A 19,159-nucleotide genomic window follows, 5' to 3' on the forward strand; every position below is an offset into this window, starting at 1 on the left:
GCGGGCAACGCGAAGGCCCCGGCCGCCACCCTGGGGAAGGGTGGAGGCCGGGGCCTTCGGTTACTGCGTGAAGATGCTTGCGCCGCACCCGCGTGGCGAACGCAGGCCGCGTGCGGCGCGGTGTGCCGGTGAGGGAGCGGAAGAGAGGGCCCGCTGGGTCCCTACCGGCGATTCACATCGAGAGCTCAGCCCTGGAGGGAGGCAACCTTGGTGGCCAGCGCCGACTTCTTGTTGGCGGCGGCGTTCTTGTGGATGACACCCTTCGAGACAGCCTTGTCGAGCGCACGCGCGGCGGCGCGGGAAGCCACGGTGGCCTTCTCGACGTCACCGGCGAGGACGGCCTCGCGGGCCTTGCGGATCGCGGTCTTGAGCGAAGACTTGACGGCCTTGTTGCGCAGGCGCGCCTTCTCGTTCGTCTTGTTCCGCTTGATCTGGGACTTGATGTTCGCCACGAAAGAGCCTTTTCAGGTTCAGAGTTTGATCTTCGGATTGTGCCTCGACAGCTGAGAGGGCATACGAGACACAGCTGCCCAGGCTACCAGGCACGCTCCTGGCGGCCCAAACCGAGCGCACTGCCCCGTCCATGGGACCATGGGAGGACTTCAGACTTCGTTCCGCGTTCCGACTGCGACCGAGAATCAGGACACTGCGTGCCCGCGATCCCCAGCCACGTGCCCGAGCCGAGCCGTACCGACCCGGCGCTGATCCGCAATTTCTGCATCATCGCGCACATCGACCACGGCAAGTCGACCCTTGCCGACCGGATGCTCCAGCTCACCGGTGTGGTCGACCAGCGGCAGATGCGCGCCCAGTACCTCGACCGCATGGACATCGAGCGTGAGCGCGGCATCACGATCAAGTCCCAGGCGGTGCGGCTGCCCTGGGCGCCCACCACGGGCGAGGGTCAGGGCAACACCCACATCCTCAACATGATCGACACCCCCGGGCACGTCGACTTCACCTACGAGGTCTCGCGTTCCCTCGCCGCGTGCGAGGGCACCATCCTCCTGGTGGACGCCGCCCAGGGCATCGAGGCCCAGACCCTCGCCAACCTGTACCTGGCGATGGAGAACGACCTCGCGATCGTCCCCGTGCTCAACAAGATCGACCTGCCGGCCGCCCAGCCGGAGAAGTTCGCCGAGGAGCTCGCGAACCTGGTCGGCTGCCAGCCCGAGGACGTCCTGCGCGTCTCCGCGAAGACCGGTCTCGGCGTGGAAGCGCTGCTCGACAAGGTCGTCGCCACGGTCCCGGCCCCGGTCGGCGTCAAGGACGCCCCCGCCCGCGCGATGATCTTCGACTCGGTCTACGACTCGTACCGCGGCGTGGTCACCTACGTCCGTGTGGTCGACGGCCAGCTCAACAAGCGCGAGCGCATCCGCATGATGTCGACCGGCGCCACCCACGAGCTGCTGGAGATCGGCGTCTCCTCGCCCGAGATGACCCCGGCCGACGGCATCGGCGTCGGCGAGGTGGGCTACATCATCACCGGCGTGAAGGACGTCCGTCAGTCCAAGGTCGGTGACACCATCACCAGCCTGCACAACGGCGCGACCGAGGCACTCGGCGGCTACAAGGACCCGCGCCCGATGGTCTTCTCGGGCCTCTACCCGCTCGACGGCTCGGACTACCCGGACCTGCGCGAGGCCCTGGACAAGCTCCAGCTCAACGACGCCGCGCTCGTCTACGAGCCGGAGACCTCGGCGGCGCTCGGCTTCGGCTTCCGCGTCGGCTTCCTCGGCCTGCTCCACCTGGACGTGGTCCGCGAGCGCCTGGAGCGCGAGTTCGGCCTCGACCTGATCGCCACCGCGCCCAACGTGGTCTACCGCGTCGTCCTGGAGGACGGCAAGGAAGTCACCGTCACCAACCCGAGCGAGTTCCCCGAGGGCAAGATCTCGGACGTCTTCGAGCCGGTCGTGCGGGCCACGATCCTCGCGCCCAGCGAGTTCATCGGCGCGATCATGGAGCTCTGCCAGACCCGCCGCGGCACCCTGCTCGGCATGGACTACCTCTCCGAGGACCGGGTCGAGATCCGCTACACCCTCCCGCTCGCGGAGATCGTCTTCGACTTCTTCGACCAGCTGAAGTCCAAGACGCGCGGTTACGCCTCCCTCGACTACGAGCCCACCGGCGAGCAGTCCGGCAGCCTGGTCAAGGTCGACATCCTGCTGCACGGCGACAAGGTCGACGCCTTCTCCGCCGTCACGCACAAGGACGCCGCCTACGCCTACGGCGTGCGCCTGGTCGCCAAGCTGCGCGAGCTCATCCCGCGGCAGGCCTTCGAGGTGCCGATCCAGGCCGCGATCGGCTCCCGCGTCATCGCCCGCGAGACCATCCGCGCCATCCGCAAGGACGTCCTCGCCAAGTGCTACGGCGGTGACATCTCCCGTAAGCGGAAGCTGCTGGAGAAGCAGAAGGAAGGCAAGAAGCGGATGAAGATGGTCGGCTCCGTAGAGGTCCCGCAGGAGGCCTTCATCGCGGTGCTGTCCAGCGACGAGTCCGGCGGCAAGAAGAAGTAGTCCGTCGGCGGCCCGTCGGCAGCCGTTGTGTACGAGACAGGCCCCCGAGGCGATGCCCGGGGGCCTGTTTCGTTATGAATCGGCCGCTCGGGGGCTCTTACGCACCGGCCGGAGGGCCCCTACTCTGATCACTGCTCGATGGTTACTCGCCAGTTACAAGCCCTGAGTCACCGCCCTGAATGACAGGCCCTGCCGCGTGGTCCGGAGGACGTCCGTGAGCGACACACAGACCTTGATCGAGAACCGCCCGCCCACCGTGGCGGCCCTCTTCCTTGAGCGCGTCGCGAAGACGCCCGATGCGGAGGCCTACCGGTTCCCGGTGCCCGCGGCCGACGGCCAGGGACCCGACGACTGGAAGTCGCTCAGCTGGGGCCAGGCCGCCGAGCGGGTTTTCGCCATCGCCGCCGGGCTGATCGACCTCGGCATCCAGGCCGAGCAGCGGGTCGCGCTCGCCTCCAACACCCGGGTCGAGTGGATCCTGTCCGACCTCGGCGTGATGTGCGCGGGCGGCGCGGTCACCACCATCTACCCCAGCACCAACGCGGACGAGTCGGCGTTCATCCTCTCGGACTCCGAGAGCCGGGTGCTCATCGCCGAGGACGGCAAGCAGCTGGCGAAGGCCCGCGAGCGCCGCGCCGACCTGCCCGACCTCGCCCACGTGGTGGTCCTGGAGGCCGCCGACGCGATCGCCGAGGAGGGCGACCCCGAGGGCTGGGTGCTCTCGCTCGCCGATCTGGAGGCGCGCGGCAAGGAGTACCTCGCCAAGCACCCCGAGGCGGTCAAGGAGCGGGTCGGAGCCATCACCGCCGACCAGCTGGCCACCCTCATCTACACGTCCGGTACGACCGGCCGCCCCAAGGGCGTGCGGCTGCCGCACGACAACTGGTCGTACATGGCCAAGGCCATGGTCGCCACCGGCCTGATCGGCAAGGACGACGTCCAGTACCTGTGGCTGCCGCTGGCCCACGTCTTCGGCAAGGTGCTGACCTCCGGGCAGATCGAGGTCGGGCACGTGACCGCCGTCGACGGCCGCATCGACAAGATCATCGAGAACCTGCCGATCGTGCAGCCGACGTACATGGCGGCCGTTCCGCGCATCTTCGAGAAGGTCTACAACGGCGTGGCCGCCAAGGCCCGGGCCGGCGGCGGCGCCAAGTACAAGATCTTCCAGTGGTCGGTCGGCGTGGCCCGCGAGTACGCCAAGGTCACCCAGGACAACTTCCGGCGCACCGGCCGCAAGACCGCCCCCCTCGGCCTCGCCACCAAGCACAAGATCGCCGACGCGCTCGTCTACTCCAAGCTCCGCGAGGCCTTCGGCGGCAACCTGCGCGCCGCCGTCTCCGGCGCGTCCGCCCTGGCCCCCGAGATCGGCTACTTCTTCTCCGGCGCGGGCATCCACATCCTGGAGGGCTACGGCCTGACCGAGTCCAGCGCCGCCTCCTTCGTCAACCCGGGCGAGGCCTACCGCACCGGCACCGTCGGCAAGCCGCTCCCCGGCACCGAGGTCCGCATCGCCGACGACGGCGAGGTCCTGCTGCGCGGCCCCGGCATCATGCAGGGCTACCACCAGCAGCCGGACAAGACCGCCGAGGTCCTGGAGTCCGACGGCTGGCTGCACACGGGCGACATCGGCGAGCTGTCGGCCGACGGCTACCTCCGCATCACGGACCGCAAGAAGGACCTGATCAAGACCTCGGGCGGCAAGTACGTCGCCCCGGCCGAGGTCGAGGGCCAGTTCAAGGCGATCTGCCCGTACGTGTCGACCATCGTCGTGCACGGCGCCGACCGGAACTTCTGCTCGGCGCTGATCGCGCTCGACGAGCCGTCGATCCTCACCTGGGCCGCCGAGAACGGGCTGGAGGGCAAGACGTACGGGGAGGTCCTGGCCGCGCCGGAGACCGCGCGCCTGATCGAGACGTACGTACAGACCCTGAACGAGGGCCTCCAGCGCTGGCAGACGGTCAAGAAGTTCCGGATCCTGCCGCGCGACCTGGACGTGGAGCACGGCGACCTCACGCCGAGCCTGAAGCTGAAGCGGCCGGTCGTCGAGCGTGAGTTCAAGCACCTGATCGAGGAGATGTACGAGGGGTCGCGCGAGGCCTGACGCCTCGCGGCGGGCCGGGCGGGCGGGGCGGCTGGGCCGCCCCGCGGCCCCGACCCTCCTGGTCGGCCAAGGCCCGGGCGGGTGGGGTGCGGCCGGTGCGTTCCCTGCGGGTTGCTTCCTGGGGCTCCGCCCCAGACCCCGCGCCTCAAACGCCGGCGGGGCTGGAATTTCGCCGGCCCGGCCGCTGAGGCGCGGGTCGGTGTTCGAGGTGCGGGATGATGGGGGTATGCCTTCCGCACTGCCCGACGGTGAACCCATGCCCGAAGACGGCTCGCTGCCGTCGCACGCCCTGGCGGGCGCGGGGGACCGGCCGCTCGGCTTCTACCTGCACGTCCCGTACTGCGCCACGCGCTGCGGGTACTGCGACTTCAACACCTACACGGCCACCGAGCTGCGGGGCACCGGCGGTGTGCTCGCCTCGCGGGAGAACTACGCCGACACCCTGATCGACGAGGTCCGCCTCGCCCGGAAGGTGCTCGGGGACGACCCGAGGGCCGTGCGCACGGTGTTCGTGGGCGGCGGCACGCCGACGCTGCTGCCGGCCGGGGACCTCGTACGGATGCTCGCGGCGATCCGCGACGAGTTCGGGCTGGCCGAGGACGCCGAGATCACCACAGAGGCCAACCCGGAGTCGGTCAACCCGGCCTACCTGGCCGAGCTGCGCGCCGGCGGCTTCAACCGGATCTCCTTCGGCATGCAGAGCGCGAAGCAGCACGTCCTGAAGGTGCTGGACCGCACGCACACCCCGGGCCGCCCTGAGGCCTGCGTCGCGGAGGCGCGGGCGGCGGGCTTCGAGCACGTCAACCTGGACCTGATCTACGGGACCCCGGGGGAGTCCGACGAGGACTGGCGGGCCTCGCTCGATGCCGCGCTCGGGGCGGGCCCCGACCACATCAGCGCCTACGCGCTGATCGTGGAGGAGGGCACGCAGCTCGCCCGGCGGATCCGCCGGGGCGAGGTCCCGATGACGGACGACGACGTGCACGCCGACCGGTACCTGATCGCGGACGAGGTCATGGCCGGGGCCGGGTACTCCTGGTACGAGGTGTCCAACTGGGCCACCTCGGAGGCCGGGCGCTGCCTGCACAACGAGCTGTACTGGCGCGGCGCCGACTGGTGGGGCGCCGGGCCGGGTGCGCACTCGCACGTGGGCGGGGTGCGGTGGTGGAACGTGAAGCACCCGGGCGCGTACGCCGCCGCGCTGGCGGAGGGACGCTCCCCGGGCGCGGGCCGCGAGCTGCTGTCCGAGGAGGACCGGCGGGTGGAGCGGATCCTGCTGGAGCTGCGCCTGGTGGACGGGGTCCCGCTGTCCCTGCTGGCCCCGGTGGGGCTCGCCGCCTCGCAGCGGGCGCTGGCCGACGGCTTGCTGGAGGCGGGCCCGTACGAGGCGGGCCGCGCGGTCCTGACCCTGCGTGGGCGGCTGCTGGCCGACGCGGTGGTCCGCGACCTGGTGGACTGATCACTCCACGGAGTGAATCCGTACGCGATCCGTTGCGGCTGCCTACCCTGTCCCCAGGCTGCCGGCGACACCAGCGGAGGATGTGGAGGACCACCGATGACCGCTGCATACGAGCAGATGATTGCAGTGTTCGAGGGACACCCCGAGCTCTTCGGTCACTACAAGATCGAACTTTTGCGGGGGGACATCGTGATGATGGCGGGGCCCGACGTGGTCCACAACGACATCGTGGAGGCCGTCCAGGACCAGATTCCGCGCAAACTCTGGCGCCGACTCCAGACGCAGGACATCGCGATCCTGGAAGAGACCAGCGAGCCCCAGCCCGACCTCGTGGTGGTGGAGCGAGGAGCAGGCCCGGGGAGCGGTCGACTCATGCCCTCCGAGGTGATCACCCTCGTGCTCGAGGTCGTGTCGAAGTCGAGTGTCGAGCGGGATTACGGAATCAAGCGTTCGCGACCCGTTCGAGGCGGCCTGTGTGCTGCTCACGGACCCGACTGGCAAGGGAGAGGACGCTGACTACATGACGCGTCGGACCCATAAGTTCGGCGATCCAATGCCTCTGGACGTACTGGATGTTCAGCTGGACTCCAGCGAGTTCGGCACCCTCCCCAAGATCAAGCGGCACCGCCGACCGTAACGAAGTCGATCAGCTCCTCCACGCGGCCCAGGAGGGTCGGCTCCAGGTCCCTGTAGGACGTCACGCGGGACAGGATGTGCTGCCACGCGGCGCCCGTGTTCTCCGGCCAGCCCAGCGCGCGGCAGATGCCCGTCTTCCAGTCCTGACCGCGCGGGACCACCGGCCACGCCGGGATGCCCAGGGCGGAGGGTTTCACCGCCTGCCAGACGTCGATGTACGGGTGGCCCGCGATCAGGACGTCGGGACAGGTCACCGAGGCCGCGATACGGGACTCCTTCGAGCCGGGCACCAGGTGGTCCACCAGGACGCCCAGGCGGGCGTCCGGGGCCGGGGCGAAGTCGGCGACGATGGCCGGGAGGTCGTCGATGCCCTCCAGGTACTCGACCACCACGCCCTCGATGCGCAGGTCGTCGCCCCAGACCTTCTCGACCAGCTCCGCGTCGTGCCGGCCCTCCACGTAGATGCGCCCGGCCCGCGCCACCCGGGCCCGCGCGCCCGGGACGGCGATCGAGCCCGAGGCGGTGAGGCGGGGCGCGGAGTGGCCGCGCGCGGGGCGGGTGAGGGTGACCACGGCGCCGTCCAGCAGGAAGCCCCGCGGCTCCAGGGGGAAGACGCGGCGCTTGCCGAATCGGTCCTCCAGGGTCACCGTGCCCGCCTCGCAGGACACCACCGCGCCGCAGAAGTCCGTACCGGCCACCTCGACCACCAGGTCCGGTTCCGCCGCCACCTCCGGCACCGCCTTCGGGCGCTTCCACTGGGGGGTCAGGTCGGGGGAGTACTCGCGCATCCGGCCGAGCGTAGGAGAGGCGCGCCGATCATGCCTACGACACGCCGAAACGGGCGGCCAGTGTGGCGCGTTGCGCACGTACGAACCCCGCGTCGACCACCGCTCCGTGACCCGGCACGTACAGCGCGTCGTCCCCGCCCAGCGACAGCAGCCGGTCCAGGGCGGCGGGCCACTGCGCCGGGATCGCGTCCCGGCCCGCCTGGGGGTCGCCGGACTCCTCCACCAGGTCCCCGCAGAACACCACTTCGTCCTCGCCCGGCACGAAGACGGCCAGATCGTGCCCGGTGTGCCCCGGCCCCACGTTCGCCAGCAGCACCTGCACGCCGCCCAGGTCCAGCGTCCACTCGCCCGACACCGGGTGGCGCGGCAGCACCAGCTGCTCGACGGCCTCGGCCGCCTCGGTCTCCGCCAGCCCGTGCCGCACCGCGCTCGCGCGCAGCTGCTCCCGGCCCGTCGACAGCACGGCGGCCAGACCCACCGCCCCGTACACCTCGGCCCCGGAGAAGGCGGCGGCCCCCAGCACGTGGTCGAAATGTCCGTGGGTGAATGCGATATGGGTCACGCGGCGGTCCGTCAGCCGTTCCACCTGCTCCCGCAGCTCGACCCCCTCCCGCAGGCTGGAACCCGGGTCGACGAGAAGCATCGAGTCGTCGCCCACCACCAGTCCCACGGTGCAATCCCACACCGGCAGGCGTCTGCGGCCGGCCCGTCCGGTCAGCCGTTCCCAGCCCGCCTCTTCCCAACGCACATCCATGCGGCGACGCTACCCTGGCGGGCCTCCCTTGCCAGGGTCTTACTACCCGGCCGTACACTGAGCGGGGGATCTCTGGCACTCGAACGCCCAGAGTGCCAACGAACAGGGCAACGGACCACAGCCGGAGGTGTGCGCGATGCTCAGCGAACGCAGACTCGAAGTGCTGCGCGCCATCGTCCAGGACTACGTCGGGACGGAGGAGCCGGTCGGCTCCAAGGCGCTCACCGAGCGGCACCGCCTCGGGGTCTCGCCTGCCACCGTGCGCAACGACATGGCCGTGCTGGAGGACGAGGGCTACATCGCCCAGCCCCACACCAGCGCCGGCCGGATCCCCACCGACAAGGGCTACCGGCTCTTCGTCGACAAGCTGGCGGGGGTCAAACCGCTGTCGAGCCCCGAGCGGCGGGCCATCCAGAACTTCCTCGACGGCGCCGTCGACCTCGACGACGTCGTCGGCCGCACGGTGCGGCTCCTCGCCACGCTCACCCGGCAGGTCGCCGTCGTCCAGTACCCGAGCCTGACCCGGTCGACCGTCCGGCACGTGGAGCTGCTCTCGCTCGCTCCCGCGCGCCTGATGCTCGTACTGATCACGGACACCGGGCGCGTCGAGCAGCGGCTGATCGACTGCCAGACCCCCTTCGGCGAGGCCTCTCTCGCCGATCTGCGGGCCCGGCTCAACAGTCGGGTCGTCGGCCGTCGCTTCACCGACGTGCCCCCGCTCGTCCAGGACCTGCCCGAATCCTTCGAGGCCGAGGACCGCGCCACGGTGTCCACCGTGCTCGCGACGCTCCTCGAAACCCTGGTCGAGGAAGCCGAAGAGCGGCTGATGATCGGCGGCACCGCCAATCTCACCCGCTTCGGACACGATTTTCCCCTGACGATCAGGCCGGTGCTCGAAGCGCTGGAGGAGCAGGTCGTGCTCCTCAAGCTGCTCGGCGAGGCCAACGAGTCGGGAATGGCCGTACGGATCGGGCATGAGAATGCCTACGAGGGACTGAACTCCACGTCCGTCGTCTCGGTCGGTTACGGTTCGGGCGGCGAAGCAGTCGCCAAACTCGGCGTGGTCGGACCGACCCGCATGGACTACCCCGGAACGATGGGAGCGGTACGCGCAGTGGCACGTTACGTCGGACAGATCCTGGCGGAGTCGTAAGTGGCCACGGACTACTACGCCGTTCTCGGCGTGCGCCGCGACGCATCCCAGGATGAGATCAAGAAGGCATTCCGGCGGCTCGCGCGCGAGCTGCACCCGGATGTGAACCCCGATCCCAAGACGCAAGAGCGTTTCAAGGAGATCAACGCAGCCTACGAGGTGCTGTCGGACCCGCAGAAGAAGCAGGTCTACGACCTCGGCGGCGACCCGCTGTCCTCCTCGGGCGGCGGCGGCGCGGGCGGCTTCGGGGCGGGTGGCTTCGGCAACTTCTCCGACATCATGGACGCCTTCTTCGGCCAGTCCTCGCAGCGCGGCCCGCGCTCGCGGACCCGCCGCGGCCAGGACGCCATGATCCGCCTGGACCTGGAGTTGGACGAGGCGGCCTTCGGGACGACCAAGGACATCCAGGTCGACACGGCCGTCGTCTGCACCACCTGCTCCGGCGAGGGCGCCGCCCCCGGCACCTCGGCGCAGACGTGTGACATGTGCCGCGGCCGCGGTGAGGTCTCGCAGGTCACCCGGTCCTTCCTGGGCCAGGTCATGACCTCGCGCCCCTGCCCGCAGTGCCAGGGGTTCGGCACCGTCGTCCCGACCCCGTGCCCCGAGTGCGCGGGCGACGGCCGGGTCCGCTCCCGCCGCAGCCTCACGGTCAAGATCCCCGCCGGCGTCGAGAACGGCACCCGCATCCAGCTCGCGGGCGAGGGCGAGGTCGGCCCCGGCGGCGGCCCCGCCGGCGACCTGTACGTGGAGATCCACGAGCTGCCGCACCCGACGTTCCAGCGGCGCGGCGACGACCTGCACTGCACGGTCACCATCCCGATGACGGCGGCGGCCCTGGGCACGAAGTGCCCGCTGGAGACGCTCGACGGCATGGAGGAGATCGACATCCGGCCCGGCACCCAGTCCGGCCAGGCGATCCCGCTGCACGGGCGCGGCGTCACCCACCTGCGCGGTGGCGGGCGCGGCGACCTGATCGTGCACGTCGAGGTCACCACCCCCGGCAAGCTGGACGCCCAGCAGGAGGAGCTGCTGCGCCAGCTGGCGAAGCTGCGCGGCGAGGAGCGGCCGACGGGCCAGTTCGCGCCGGGCCAGCAGGGTCTGTTCAGCCGGCTGAAGGACGCCTTCAACGGCCGCTGACCGGCCCGTGGTACGCGTGGGAGCCCGGCAGGAGATCATCTCCTGCCGGGCTCCGTGCGTGCTCGCCGAGCGCGGCGCGCGCAGGTTTCGGCCACGCCGGGAAGCGGACTATGCCAGGCGAATGCCGTGATTCGGCCCGCTGAGCGGGACATGGCACGATGCAGTCCATGTCCTCGCCACCGAACGGTCTCTCCCCCTACCCGATCGTGCAGGCGCCCATGGCGGGCGGCGCCTCCTGCCCCGCGCTCGTCGGGGCCGTGTGCGAAGCGGGTGGACTGGGCTTCCTGGCCGGCGGCTACAAGACCGCCGACGGCATGTACCACGAGATCAAACAGGTGCGCGCGCTCACCCGGCGCCCCTTCGGCGTCAACCTCTTCATGCCGCAGACCGGTTACGTGGACCCGGCCGCCGTCGAGGCGTACCGCGGGCAGCTCGCCGGGGAGGCCAGCTGGTACGCGATCTCCCTCGCCGACGACGACATCATCGGCACCAGCGACGACGGCTACGACGCCAAACTCGCCATCCTCCTCGAAGACCCGGTCCCGGTCGTCTCCTTCACCTTCGGCTGCCCCACGCCCGAGGCCCTCGCCGCCCTGCGCAAGGCGGGTACGTACACCGTCGTCACGGTGACCTCCGTCGAAGAGGCCCGCGCCGCGCAGGACGCCGGCGCCGACGCCGTCTGCGTCCAGGGCGTCGAGGCCGGCGGTCACCAGGGCACGCACCGCGACGACCCCCAGGCGGACGGCACGGCGGCCGTGGGACTGCTCGCGCTGGTCGCCCAGGTACGGGAGGCGGTCGCGCTCCCGATCATCGCGGCGGGCGGTCTGATGCGGGGCTCGCAGATCGCGGCCCTGCTGGCGGCGGGCGCGGTGGCGGCCCAGCTCGGCACGGCCTTCCTGGTGTGCCCGGAGTCGGGGGCGGACCCGGTGCACAAGAAGGCGCTGACCGACCCGCTCTTCGTACGGACGGAGCTGACCCGGGCCTTCTCCGGGCGGCCGGCGCGCGGCCTGGTGAACCGCTTCATGCGCGAGCACGGGCCCTACGCCCCCGCCGCGTACCCGCAGGTGCACCACCTGACCTCGGGGCTGCGCAAGGCGGCCGCCGCGGCCGGGGACGCGCAGGGCATGGCCCTGTGGGCGGGCCAGGGGCACCGACTGGCGCGGGCGCTGCCGGCCGGGCAGCTGGTGGAGGTGCTGGCGGCCGAACTGGCCGAGGCACAGAGAGCGTTGAAGGACATGCAGATGAGGAGTGCGTCATGACCGCCCCCGTGTTCGTGGTCGAAGAGGTCCCCGCGGGGCCGGAGTTCGTCCTGGACGGTCCCGAGGGCCGGCACGCGGTCTCCGTGAAGCGGCTGAACCCGGGCGAGGCGGTGGTCCTCGCGGACGGCCGCGGGCGCTGGGCCGAAGCCGTGGTGAAGGCGGCGGAGGGCAAGGACCGGCTCGTCGTCTCGGTGTCCGGGGTCTTCGAGGAGGCCGAACCGGCCGTCCGGATCACCGTCGTCCAGGCCCTGCCCAAGGGCGACCGCGGCGAGGTGGCGGTGGAGACCATGACCGAGACCGGCGTGGACGCGATCGTGCCGTGGCAGGCCTCGCGGTGCATCACCCAGTGGCGCGGCGACCGGGGGGCCAAGTCCCTGGCCAAGTGGCGGGCCACCGCGCGGGAGGCGGGCAAGCAGTCCCGCCGGGTCCGCTTCCCGGAGGTGGCCGAGGCCATGTCCACCAAACAGGTGGCGGCGCTGCTGGCGGGCGCCGACCTGGCGATGGTCCTGCACGAGGACCGGGACACCCCCTCCGAGGCGCTGGCCGTCGCGGAGCTCCCGACGGCCGGCTCCGTGGTGCTGGTGGTCGGCCCGGAAGGCGGGGTCTCCCCGGAGGAACTGGCCGTCTTCGCCGAAGCGGGCGCGCGGCCGTACCGGCTGGGCCGCTCGGTGCTGCGGACCTCCACGGCGGGTACGGCGGCGACGGCGGTCCTGCTGGCGCGAACGGGGCGCTGGTCCTGAGGGCGATGCGCGGCGCGGCCGATACGATGCGCTGACCGATCAACGTCACGGGAGGCTCAGCAATGGCCGGGGAACCGCAGGCGGACTGCCTGTTCTGCAAGATCGTCACGGGGGCCATCCCGGCGACGGTGGTCCGGGAGACCGAGACGACCGTCGCCTTCCGGGACATCAACCCGCAGGCGCCCACGCACGTGCTCGTCATCCCCAAGGTGCACTACCCCGACGCGGCCTCCCTCGCGGCGGCCGAGCCGACCGTCGTCGCCGACATACTGACCGAGGCCGGGCGGATCGCCGCCGACGAGAAGATCGACGACCACGGCTACCGGGTCGTGTTCAACACCGGCCCCGGCGCGGGCCAGACCGTGTTCCACGCCCACCTGCACGTCCTCGGTGGCCGCGGCCTCCAGTGGCCGCCCGGATAAGACGTGTCGGTAAGAGAGTTCGTGGTGCTGGGCACCGCCAGTCAGGTGCCCACCCGCCACCGCAACCACAACGGCTACCTGTTGCGCTGGGACGGCGAGGGCATCCTCTTCGACCCGGGCGAGGGCACGCAGCGGCAGATGCTGCGTGCCGGGGTCGCCGCGCACGACATCAACCGGATCTGCGTCACCCACTTCCACGGTGACCACAGCCTCGGGCTCGCCGGGGTGATCCAGCGGATCAACCTCGACCGGGTGCCGCACCCGGTCACGGCGCACTACCCGGCGTCCGGGAAGAAGTTCTTCGACCGGCTGCGGTACGCGACGGCCTACCGGGAGACGGTGCTGCTCGACGAGGCGCCGGTGGCCGAGGACGGGGTGCTGGCGCGCGGGGACTCGTACGTCCTGGAGGCCCGCGGGCTGTCGCACCCGGTGGAGTCCTTCGGCTACCGGCTCACCGAGCCCGACGGGCGCCGGATACTGCCGGAGCTGCTCGCGCGGCACGGGATCAAGGGGCCGGACGTGGGCCGGATCCAGCGCGAGGGGCGGCTCGGCGAGGTCTCGCTCCACGACGTCAGCGAGCACCGGGCGGGGCAGAGGTTCGCCTTCGTGATGGACACCCGGATGTGCGAGGGGGTGGAGGCGCTCGCGGAGGGCTGCGACATGCTGGTGATCGAGTCGACGTTCCTCGAAGCGGAGGCCGCGCTGGCCGCCGAGCACGGGCACCTCACGGCCGCACAGGCGGCGCGGGTGGCGCGGGCGGCGGGCGTCCGGCACTTGGTGCTGACGCACTTCTCGCAGCGGTACACGGACCCGTCGGCGTTCGAACACGAGGCGCGGGAGGCCGGCTTCGCCGGCGAGTTGACGGTGGCGGCGGACCTGGTGCGGGTGCCGCTCCCCAAGCGGGGCTAGGCGGTGTCCCCTGCGGGGGGCTTGGTGGGGTCTGGGTTCGGCTGCGGTGGGTGGGTTCGGCTGCGCCGGGGCGGTGCCTCCTGGCGGGGCTGCGTATGGGGGCCGGGGTGTGCACCCTGCCGGCCCCGCCTGCGTTTGAGGCGCGGCACAGGGGCGCCGAGTTGCGGAGAACGGCCTTCCGGTGGTGAGCTGCGCCACACTGGGTTTGGTCCTGGTCGAGGTGGGCAGGACTGGCAGCTTTCCACTTCCAGAACTCCGGGGAGCACACCGTGACGAGTCGGGACAGCTTCGACAGCCTCTCAGCCGCCGTGGACCCACTCGGTCCGGTGCGGGACCCGGAGGAGCCCGGCTGCGACGTCTTCCTCACCGGAACGGTCTTCCTCGACATCATCTTCACGGGCCTCGACTCCGCGCCCGTGCGCGGTACGGAGTCCTGGGCGCGCGGCATGGGCTCCAGCCCCGGCGGCGTCGCAAACATGGCGACCGCCCTGGCCCGGCTCGGCCTGCGCACCTCGCTGGCCGCGGCCTTCGGCGACGACCACTACGGCGAGTACTGCTGGGACGCGCTCGAACAGGGCGAGGGCATCGACCTCTCCATGTCGCGGACCATCTCCGGCTGGCACAGCCCCGTCACGGTCTCGATGGCGTACGAGGGCGAGCGCACGATGGTCTCGCACGGCCACGAGGCCCCGCCCCCGGCGGGCCCCGGGCCGTTCCCGCAGTGCCCGCCGCGGGCCCGGGCGGCCGTGGCCTCGCTGGGCCCGGGCCGGGGCGAGGAGTGGGTCGGGGAGGCCGCCCGACGCGGCTCGCGGGTCTTCGCGGACACGGGGTGGGACGAGAGCGGGCGCTGGGACCTGGCGGCCCTCGCCGACCTGGAGCACTGCGAGGCGTTCCTGCCGAACGCGGGCGAGGCGATGCGGTACACCCGGACCGACTGTCCGCGCGCGGCGGCCCGGGCGCTGGCCGAGAAGGTGCCGATCGCGGTGGTGACGATGGGCGCGGAGGGTTCGTACGCGGTGGACGGGCGCACGGGGGAGACGGCGCAGGTCCAGGGGATCACGGTGGACGAGCTGGACCCGACGGGCGCGGGCGACGTGTACGTGGCGGGCTTCGTCACCGGCACCCTGGCGGGCTGGCCGCTGGCGGACCGGCTGGCCTTCGCCGGGCTGACGGCCGCGCTGTCGGTCCAGGAGTTCGGCGGCTCCCTGTCGGCCCCCGGCTGGCCGGAGGTGGCCCACTGGTGGCGGGCCGCCCCGGAGGAGCTGCGCGGCCGGTACGGCTTCCTGGACGACCTGGTCCCGCGGGGGTCGACCCCGGCCGCGCGCCGCAGGGCGGTGCCGACGATCGGCTTCCGACACTCCGCGTAGCGCTGGTTTCACGGCGGATAAAACCTCTCGGGGAAGCAGCCGGGGCGTCGTAGGCTTGGTACTCCGGAGGTCGTCGAACGGCGCGGCCCCTCAGCGGGAGGTATGTGCAGGCCACAGTGCCGGCCCATGACTCAGACATCGACAGCCCACATCCCGGCGCCGGGGCAGGCGCGAGCCCACTTCACCGTTCCGGCCGCGCACCCGATGGTGAGCGTGCTCGGCTCGGGTGACGCCCTGTTGCGCGTGATCGAGAAGGCCTTCCCGAAGGCCGACATCCATGTTCGGGGCAATCAGGTCAGTGCGATCGGAGCGGCGGCGGAAGTCGCTCTGATCCAGCGCCTGTTCGACGAGATGATGCTGGTGCTCCGCACCGGGCAGCCGATGACGGAGGACGCAGTGGAACGCTCGATCGCCATGCTCAAGTCGAGCGAGAACGGCAACGGCCCGGACGAGACGCCCGCCGAGGTGCTCACCCAGAACATCCTCTCCAGCCGCGGCCGCACCATCCGCCCCAAGACCCTCAACCAGAAGCGGTACGTCGACGCGATCGACAAGAACACGATCGTCTTCGGCATCGGCCCCGCCGGTACCGGCAAGACCTACCTCGCCATGGCCAAGGCGGTCCAGGCCCTGCAGTCCAAGCAGGTCAGCCGGATCATCCTGACCCGGCCGGCCGTCGAGGCGGGGGAGCGGCTCGGCTTCCTGCCGGGCACCCTCTTCGACAAGATCGATCCGTACCTGCGGCCGCTCTACGACGCGCTGCACGACATGCTCGACCCCGATTCCATCCCGCGCCTGATGGCGGCCGGGACCATCGAGGTCGCGCCGCTGGCGTACATGCGCGGCCGTACGCTCAACGACGCGTTCGTCGTCCTCGACGAGGCGCAGAACACGACCGCCGAGCAGATGAAGATGTTCCTGACCCGGCTCGGCTTCGACTCGAAGATCGTCGTCACCGGTGACATCACGCAGATCGACCTGCCGGGCGGCGCGAAGAGCGGGCTGCGTCAGGTCCAGGAGATCCTCGACGGCGTGCCCGACATCCACTTCTCGCGGCTCACGTCCGAGGATGTCGTCCGGCACAAGCTGGTCGGCCGTATCGTCGACGCGTACGAGAAGTACGACGACGGCCAGCAGCAGGCCGTGAGCGGCCACCAGCGGAAGTAGAACTCAGCGCACCATGTCGATCGACGTCAACAACGAGTCCGGAACCGAGGTCGACGAGCAGGCGATCCTCGACATCGCCCGCTACGCGCTCACCCGGATGCGGATCCACCCGCTCTCCGAGCTCTCCGTCATCGTCATCGACGAGGACGCCATGGAGCAGCTCCACATCCAGTGGATGGACCTGCCCGGACCCACCGACGTCATGTCCTTCCCGATGGACGAGCTCCGTCCGCCGGCGAAGGACGACGAGGAGCCCCCGCAGGGGCTCCTCGGCGACATCGTGCTCTGCCCCGAGGTCGCGAAGAAGCAGGGCGAGGAAGCACCGACGCAGCACTCCATGGACGAGGAGCTCCAGCTCCTGACCGTCCACGGGGTGCTGCACCTGCTCGGGTACGACCACGAGGAGCCGGACGAGAAGGCCGAGATGTTCGGCCTCCAGGCGGCGATCGTCGACGGCTGGCGCTCCGAGCGCGGCATCACCGGTCCGTCGCCGGCCCCGACCGTCTCGTGAACGCCCCCCAGCTGATCACCGGAGCGGTGCTGCTGGTGGTGGTCGCCTGGTTCGCGGCGTGCGCGGAGTCCGGGATCGCCCGCATTTCGAGCTTCCGCGCCGAGCAGGCCGTACGGGAAGGCCGGCGCGGCAGCGAGAAGCTCGCCCAGGTCGCCGGAGACCCCACCCGCTACCTCAACGTGGCGCTGCTGGTCCGCGTCACCTGCGAGATGGCGGCCGGGGTGCTCGTCACCTACGTCTGCCTCGACGGCTTCGGCGAGACCTGGACGGCGCTGCTCGTGGCCATCGCCGTGATGGTGCTGGTCTCCTTCGTCGCCGTGGGCGTCTCCCCGCGCACGATCGGCCGCCAGCACCCGCTGAACACCGCGACGGCGGCCGCGTACGTCCTCGTACCGCTCGCCAGGGTCATGGGGCCGATCCCGCAGCTGCTGATCCTCATCGGCAACGCGCTCACGCCCGGGAAGGGCTTCCGCAAGGGGCCGTTCGCCTCCGAGGCCGAGCTGCGCGCCATGGTGGACCTCGCGGAGAAGGAATCGCTGATCGAGGACGACGAGCGCCGGATGGTGCACCAGGTCTTCGAGCTCGGCGACACGCTGGTGCGCGAGGTGATGGTGCCGCGCACCGACCTGATCTGCATCGAGCGGTACAAGACGATCCGTCAGGCGACCACGCTCGCGCTGCGGTCCGGTTTCTCGCGCATCCCGGTGACCGGGGAGAACGAGGACGACATCGTCGGGATCGTCTACCTGAAGGACCTGGTCCGCAAGACCCACATCAGCCGGGAGGCCGAGTCCGACCTCGTCTCGACGGCGATGCGGCCCGCGGTCTTCGTGCCCGACACCAAGAACGCGGGCGATCTGCTGCGCGAGATGCAGCAGGTGCGCAACCACGTGGCGGTGGTCATCGACGAGTACGGCGGCACGGCCGGCATCGTCACCATCGAGGACATCCTGGAAGAGATCGTCGGCGAGATCACCGACGAGTACGACCGGGAGCTCCCGCCGGTCGAGGATCTGGGCGAGGATCGCTACCGGGTCACGGCCCGGCTCGACATCACCGATCTGGGTGAGCTGTTCAAGGTCGAGGCCTTCGACGACGAGGACGTGGAGACGGTCGGCGGACTGTTGGCCAAGGCGCTCGGCCGGGTGCCGATCGCGGGGGCCTCGGCGACGGTGGAGCTGCCCGACGGGCGGCCGCTGCGGCTGACGGCCGAATCCCCGGCGGGGCGGCGGAACAAGATCGTGACGGTTCTCGTGGAGCCCGTGGTCCCGGCCGCGGGTGAGGGGGAGGAGGGCGAATGACCCCGGAGCAGCTGCGCGCGTTCTGTCTGGGCTTCAACGCGGCGGTCGAGGAGTTCCCCTTCACCCCGGAGACCTCGGTGTTCAAGGTGCTGGGAAAGGTGTTCGCGCTGTCGGCGCTGGACGCCGAGCCGCTGAAGGTCAACCTCAAGTGCGAGCCGGAGCTGGCGGTGCGGCTACGGGCGGAGCACGAGGCGATCGCGCCCGGGTGGCACATGAACAAGCGGCACTGGAACACGGTCACCGTGGGCGGGCCCGGCGGGCTGCCGGACGAGATGGTCCGGGAGCTGGTGGAGGACAGTTACGACCTGGTGGTCGCGGGTCTGCCCAAGGCGGAGCGGCTGCGGCTCGACCGGCCGTGACGTGTCCCCGCGGGGCCGACGGGTTTGTCCCGAGTCAGGGAGCGGGGGACGGAGGAGAGGGCGTCTCGGCGGGGTCGTTGCACGGCTCCGCCGAGAGGCTCCATATGCTTTCGACCATGACCGACAGCAACGGGATCGACCCCGAGGACAGCAAGATCATCACCCTCGCGCGCAGCGCCCGGGCCCGCAACGGCGTGCCCGAGGGGGCGGCCGTACGCGACGAGACCGGCCGCACCTACGTCGCCGGGACGGTGGAGCTCGACTCCCTCAAGCTGAGCGCGCTGCAGACCGCCGTCGCGATGGCCGTGGCGAGCGGGGCGCGGTCCCTGGAGGCCGCGGCCGTCGTCAGCGCCGCCGAAGCCCCGGCCGACGCCGACCGCGCGGCCGTCCGCGACCTGGGCGGGCCCGACACCCCGGTGCTGCTGGCCGCCCCGGACGGCACCCTGAAGTCGACGACGCCTGCCGGAGCGTAGGCCTCCCGACGGGGGTGGGCCGGGCCGCCGCGCGGGGCCTTGCTGTGGGCTCCGCCCCCAGAGCCCCGCGCCTCAAACGCCGGCGGGGCTGGATCTTCCAGCCC

General features: G+C 71.2%; 19 protein-coding genes. 16 read left to right on the forward strand and 3 right to left on the reverse strand.

Annotation, left to right across the window (positions count from 1 at the left end; genetic code table 11):
• Positions 1 to 185: 185 nt before the first annotated feature.
• Positions 186 to 452: a 30S ribosomal protein S20 gene (gene rpsT, locus ACFV9H_RS29905; RefSeq protein WP_030010251.1), complete on the reverse strand. Its 267-nt coding sequence runs from the start codon at positions 450 to 452 to the stop codon at positions 186 to 188.
• A 198-nt stretch (positions 453 to 650) separates the two neighbouring features.
• On the opposite strand from rpsT, the gene lepA reads away from it, so the two are divergent.
• From lepA to ACFV9H_RS29925, 4 genes are all read left to right on the forward strand, one after another.
• Complete coding sequence (lepA, locus tag ACFV9H_RS29910; RefSeq protein WP_385404215.1) at positions 651 to 2,516, forward strand: translation elongation factor 4; 1,866 nt, start codon at positions 651 to 653, stop codon at positions 2,514 to 2,516.
• A 214-nt stretch (positions 2,517 to 2,730) separates the two neighbouring features.
• Positions 2,731 to 4,620 carry an AMP-dependent synthetase/ligase gene (locus tag ACFV9H_RS29915; protein WP_385404218.1) on the forward strand — a complete coding sequence of 630 codons (1,890 nt, stop codon included), beginning with the start codon at positions 2,731 to 2,733 and terminating at the stop codon, positions 4,618 to 4,620.
• A 226-nt stretch (positions 4,621 to 4,846) separates the two neighbouring features.
• Positions 4,847 to 6,079 carry a radical SAM family heme chaperone HemW gene (gene hemW / locus ACFV9H_RS29920; RefSeq protein WP_385404221.1) on the forward strand — a complete coding sequence of 411 codons (1,233 nt, stop codon included), beginning with the start codon at positions 4,847 to 4,849 and terminating at the stop codon, positions 6,077 to 6,079.
• Positions 6,080 to 6,175: 96 nt separating this feature from the next.
• Positions 6,176 to 6,595 carry a Uma2 family endonuclease gene (locus ACFV9H_RS29925; RefSeq protein ID WP_385404223.1) on the forward strand — a complete coding sequence of 140 codons (420 nt, stop codon included), beginning with the start codon at positions 6,176 to 6,178 and terminating at the stop codon, positions 6,593 to 6,595.
• Positions 6,596 to 6,693: 98 nt separating this feature from the next.
• Here the strand turns inward: ACFV9H_RS29925 and ACFV9H_RS29930 are convergent, their stop codons facing one another.
• Together ACFV9H_RS29930 and ACFV9H_RS29935 are read right to left on the reverse strand one after the other, a co-directional pair.
• Positions 6,694 to 7,503, reverse strand: a complete 810-nt coding sequence (locus ACFV9H_RS29930; protein ID WP_385404226.1) for a DUF3097 domain-containing protein — start codon at positions 7,501 to 7,503, stop codon at positions 6,694 to 6,696.
• A 34-nt stretch (positions 7,504 to 7,537) separates the two neighbouring features.
• Entirely contained in the window at positions 7,538 to 8,257 is a 720-nt protein-coding gene (locus ACFV9H_RS29935) for an MBL fold metallo-hydrolase (protein ID WP_385404229.1), read from the reverse strand.
• Between the two features lie 136 nt (positions 8,258 to 8,393).
• Here ACFV9H_RS29935 and hrcA point away from each other — a divergent pair, with 136 nt between their 5' ends.
• The 12 genes from hrcA to ACFV9H_RS29995 all read left to right on the forward strand — a co-directional run bounded on the left by hrcA (position 8,394) and on the right by ACFV9H_RS29995 (position 19,055).
• Entirely contained in the window at positions 8,394 to 9,410 is a 1,017-nt protein-coding gene (gene hrcA / locus ACFV9H_RS29940) for a heat-inducible transcriptional repressor HrcA (protein WP_385404231.1), read from the forward strand.
• Complete coding sequence (gene dnaJ, locus ACFV9H_RS29945; RefSeq protein ID WP_365177233.1) at positions 9,411 to 10,547, forward strand: molecular chaperone DnaJ; 1,137 nt, start codon at positions 9,411 to 9,413, stop codon at positions 10,545 to 10,547.
• A gap of 167 nt (positions 10,548 to 10,714) precedes the next feature.
• Positions 10,715 to 11,806, forward strand: coding sequence for a nitronate monooxygenase (locus ACFV9H_RS29950; RefSeq protein ID WP_385404234.1), 1,092 nt, complete (start codon positions 10,715 to 10,717; stop codon positions 11,804 to 11,806).
• A complete protein-coding gene (locus ACFV9H_RS29955; RefSeq protein ID WP_385404237.1) occupies positions 11,803 to 12,546 on the forward strand; it encodes a 16S rRNA (uracil(1498)-N(3))-methyltransferase in 744 nt (247 codons plus the stop codon). Before ACFV9H_RS29950 ends, ACFV9H_RS29955 begins: the two co-directional genes overlap by 4 nt.
• Before the next feature lie 62 nt (positions 12,547 to 12,608).
• A complete protein-coding gene (locus ACFV9H_RS29960; protein WP_385404240.1) occupies positions 12,609 to 12,968 on the forward strand; it encodes a histidine triad nucleotide-binding protein in 360 nt (119 codons plus the stop codon).
• A 3-nt stretch (positions 12,969 to 12,971) separates the two neighbouring features.
• The gene (locus tag ACFV9H_RS29965; RefSeq protein WP_385404242.1) at positions 12,972 to 13,877 is read left to right on the forward strand and encodes a ribonuclease Z; all 906 of its coding nucleotides are present in this window, start codon (positions 12,972 to 12,974) and stop codon (positions 13,875 to 13,877) included.
• 269 nt (positions 13,878 to 14,146) lie between these two features.
• Positions 14,147 to 15,244, forward strand: coding sequence for a carbohydrate kinase family protein (locus ACFV9H_RS29970; RefSeq protein WP_385404245.1), 1,098 nt, complete (start codon positions 14,147 to 14,149; stop codon positions 15,242 to 15,244).
• A 126-nt stretch (positions 15,245 to 15,370) separates the two neighbouring features.
• The gene (locus tag ACFV9H_RS29975; protein ID WP_385404248.1) at positions 15,371 to 16,411 is read left to right on the forward strand and encodes a PhoH family protein; all 1,041 of its coding nucleotides are present in this window, start codon (positions 15,371 to 15,373) and stop codon (positions 16,409 to 16,411) included.
• Between the two features lie 13 nt (positions 16,412 to 16,424).
• A complete protein-coding gene (ybeY, locus tag ACFV9H_RS29980; protein WP_385404251.1) occupies positions 16,425 to 16,922 on the forward strand; it encodes an rRNA maturation RNase YbeY in 498 nt (165 codons plus the stop codon).
• Positions 16,919 to 18,223, forward strand: coding sequence for a hemolysin family protein (locus ACFV9H_RS29985; RefSeq protein ID WP_385404254.1), 1,305 nt, complete (start codon positions 16,919 to 16,921; stop codon positions 18,221 to 18,223). The genes ybeY and ACFV9H_RS29985 overlap by 4 nt, the downstream gene beginning before the upstream one ends.
• On the forward strand, positions 18,220 to 18,582 hold the full coding sequence (locus ACFV9H_RS29990; protein ID WP_385404257.1) for an MmcQ/YjbR family DNA-binding protein: 363 nt from the start codon (positions 18,220 to 18,222) through the stop codon (positions 18,580 to 18,582). Before ACFV9H_RS29985 ends, ACFV9H_RS29990 begins: the two co-directional genes overlap by 4 nt.
• 116 nt (positions 18,583 to 18,698) lie before the next feature.
• Positions 18,699 to 19,055 carry a cytidine deaminase gene (locus ACFV9H_RS29995; protein ID WP_385404260.1) on the forward strand — a complete coding sequence of 119 codons (357 nt, stop codon included), beginning with the start codon at positions 18,699 to 18,701 and terminating at the stop codon, positions 19,053 to 19,055.
• The last annotated feature ends 104 nt before the right edge of the window (positions 19,056 to 19,159 follow it).

It is taken from the genome of Streptomyces sp. NPDC059874 (assembly GCF_042731135.1).
GTDB lineage: Bacteria > Actinomycetota > Actinomycetes > Streptomycetales > Streptomycetaceae > Streptomyces.

Coding starts and splice junctions, on each gene's coding strand:
- hemW (WP_385404221.1), top strand. CDS start 4,847: ATGCCTTCCGCACTGCCCGACGGTGAACCCATGCCCGAAGACGGCTCG.
- ACFV9H_RS29925 (WP_385404223.1), top strand. CDS start 6,176: ATGACCGCTGCATACGAGCAGATGATTGCAGTGTTCGAGGGACACCCC.
- ACFV9H_RS29930 (WP_385404226.1), bottom strand. CDS start 7,503: ATGCGCGAGTACTCCCCCGACCTGACCCCCCAGTGGAAGCGCCCGAAG.
- ACFV9H_RS29935 (WP_385404229.1), bottom strand. CDS start 8,257: ATGGATGTGCGTTGGGAAGAGGCGGGCTGGGAACGGCTGACCGGACGG.
- hrcA (WP_385404231.1), top strand. CDS start 8,394: ATGCTCAGCGAACGCAGACTCGAAGTGCTGCGCGCCATCGTCCAGGAC.
- ACFV9H_RS29950 (WP_385404234.1), top strand. CDS start 10,715: ATGTCCTCGCCACCGAACGGTCTCTCCCCCTACCCGATCGTGCAGGCG.
- ACFV9H_RS29955 (WP_385404237.1), top strand. CDS start 11,803: ATGACCGCCCCCGTGTTCGTGGTCGAAGAGGTCCCCGCGGGGCCGGAG.
- ACFV9H_RS29960 (WP_385404240.1), top strand. CDS start 12,609: ATGGCCGGGGAACCGCAGGCGGACTGCCTGTTCTGCAAGATCGTCACG.
- ACFV9H_RS29975 (WP_385404248.1), top strand. CDS start 15,371: ATGACTCAGACATCGACAGCCCACATCCCGGCGCCGGGGCAGGCGCGA.
- ybeY (WP_385404251.1), top strand. CDS start 16,425: ATGTCGATCGACGTCAACAACGAGTCCGGAACCGAGGTCGACGAGCAG.
- ACFV9H_RS29990 (WP_385404257.1), top strand. CDS start 18,220: ATGACCCCGGAGCAGCTGCGCGCGTTCTGTCTGGGCTTCAACGCGGCG.
- ACFV9H_RS29995 (WP_385404260.1), top strand. CDS start 18,699: ATGACCGACAGCAACGGGATCGACCCCGAGGACAGCAAGATCATCACC.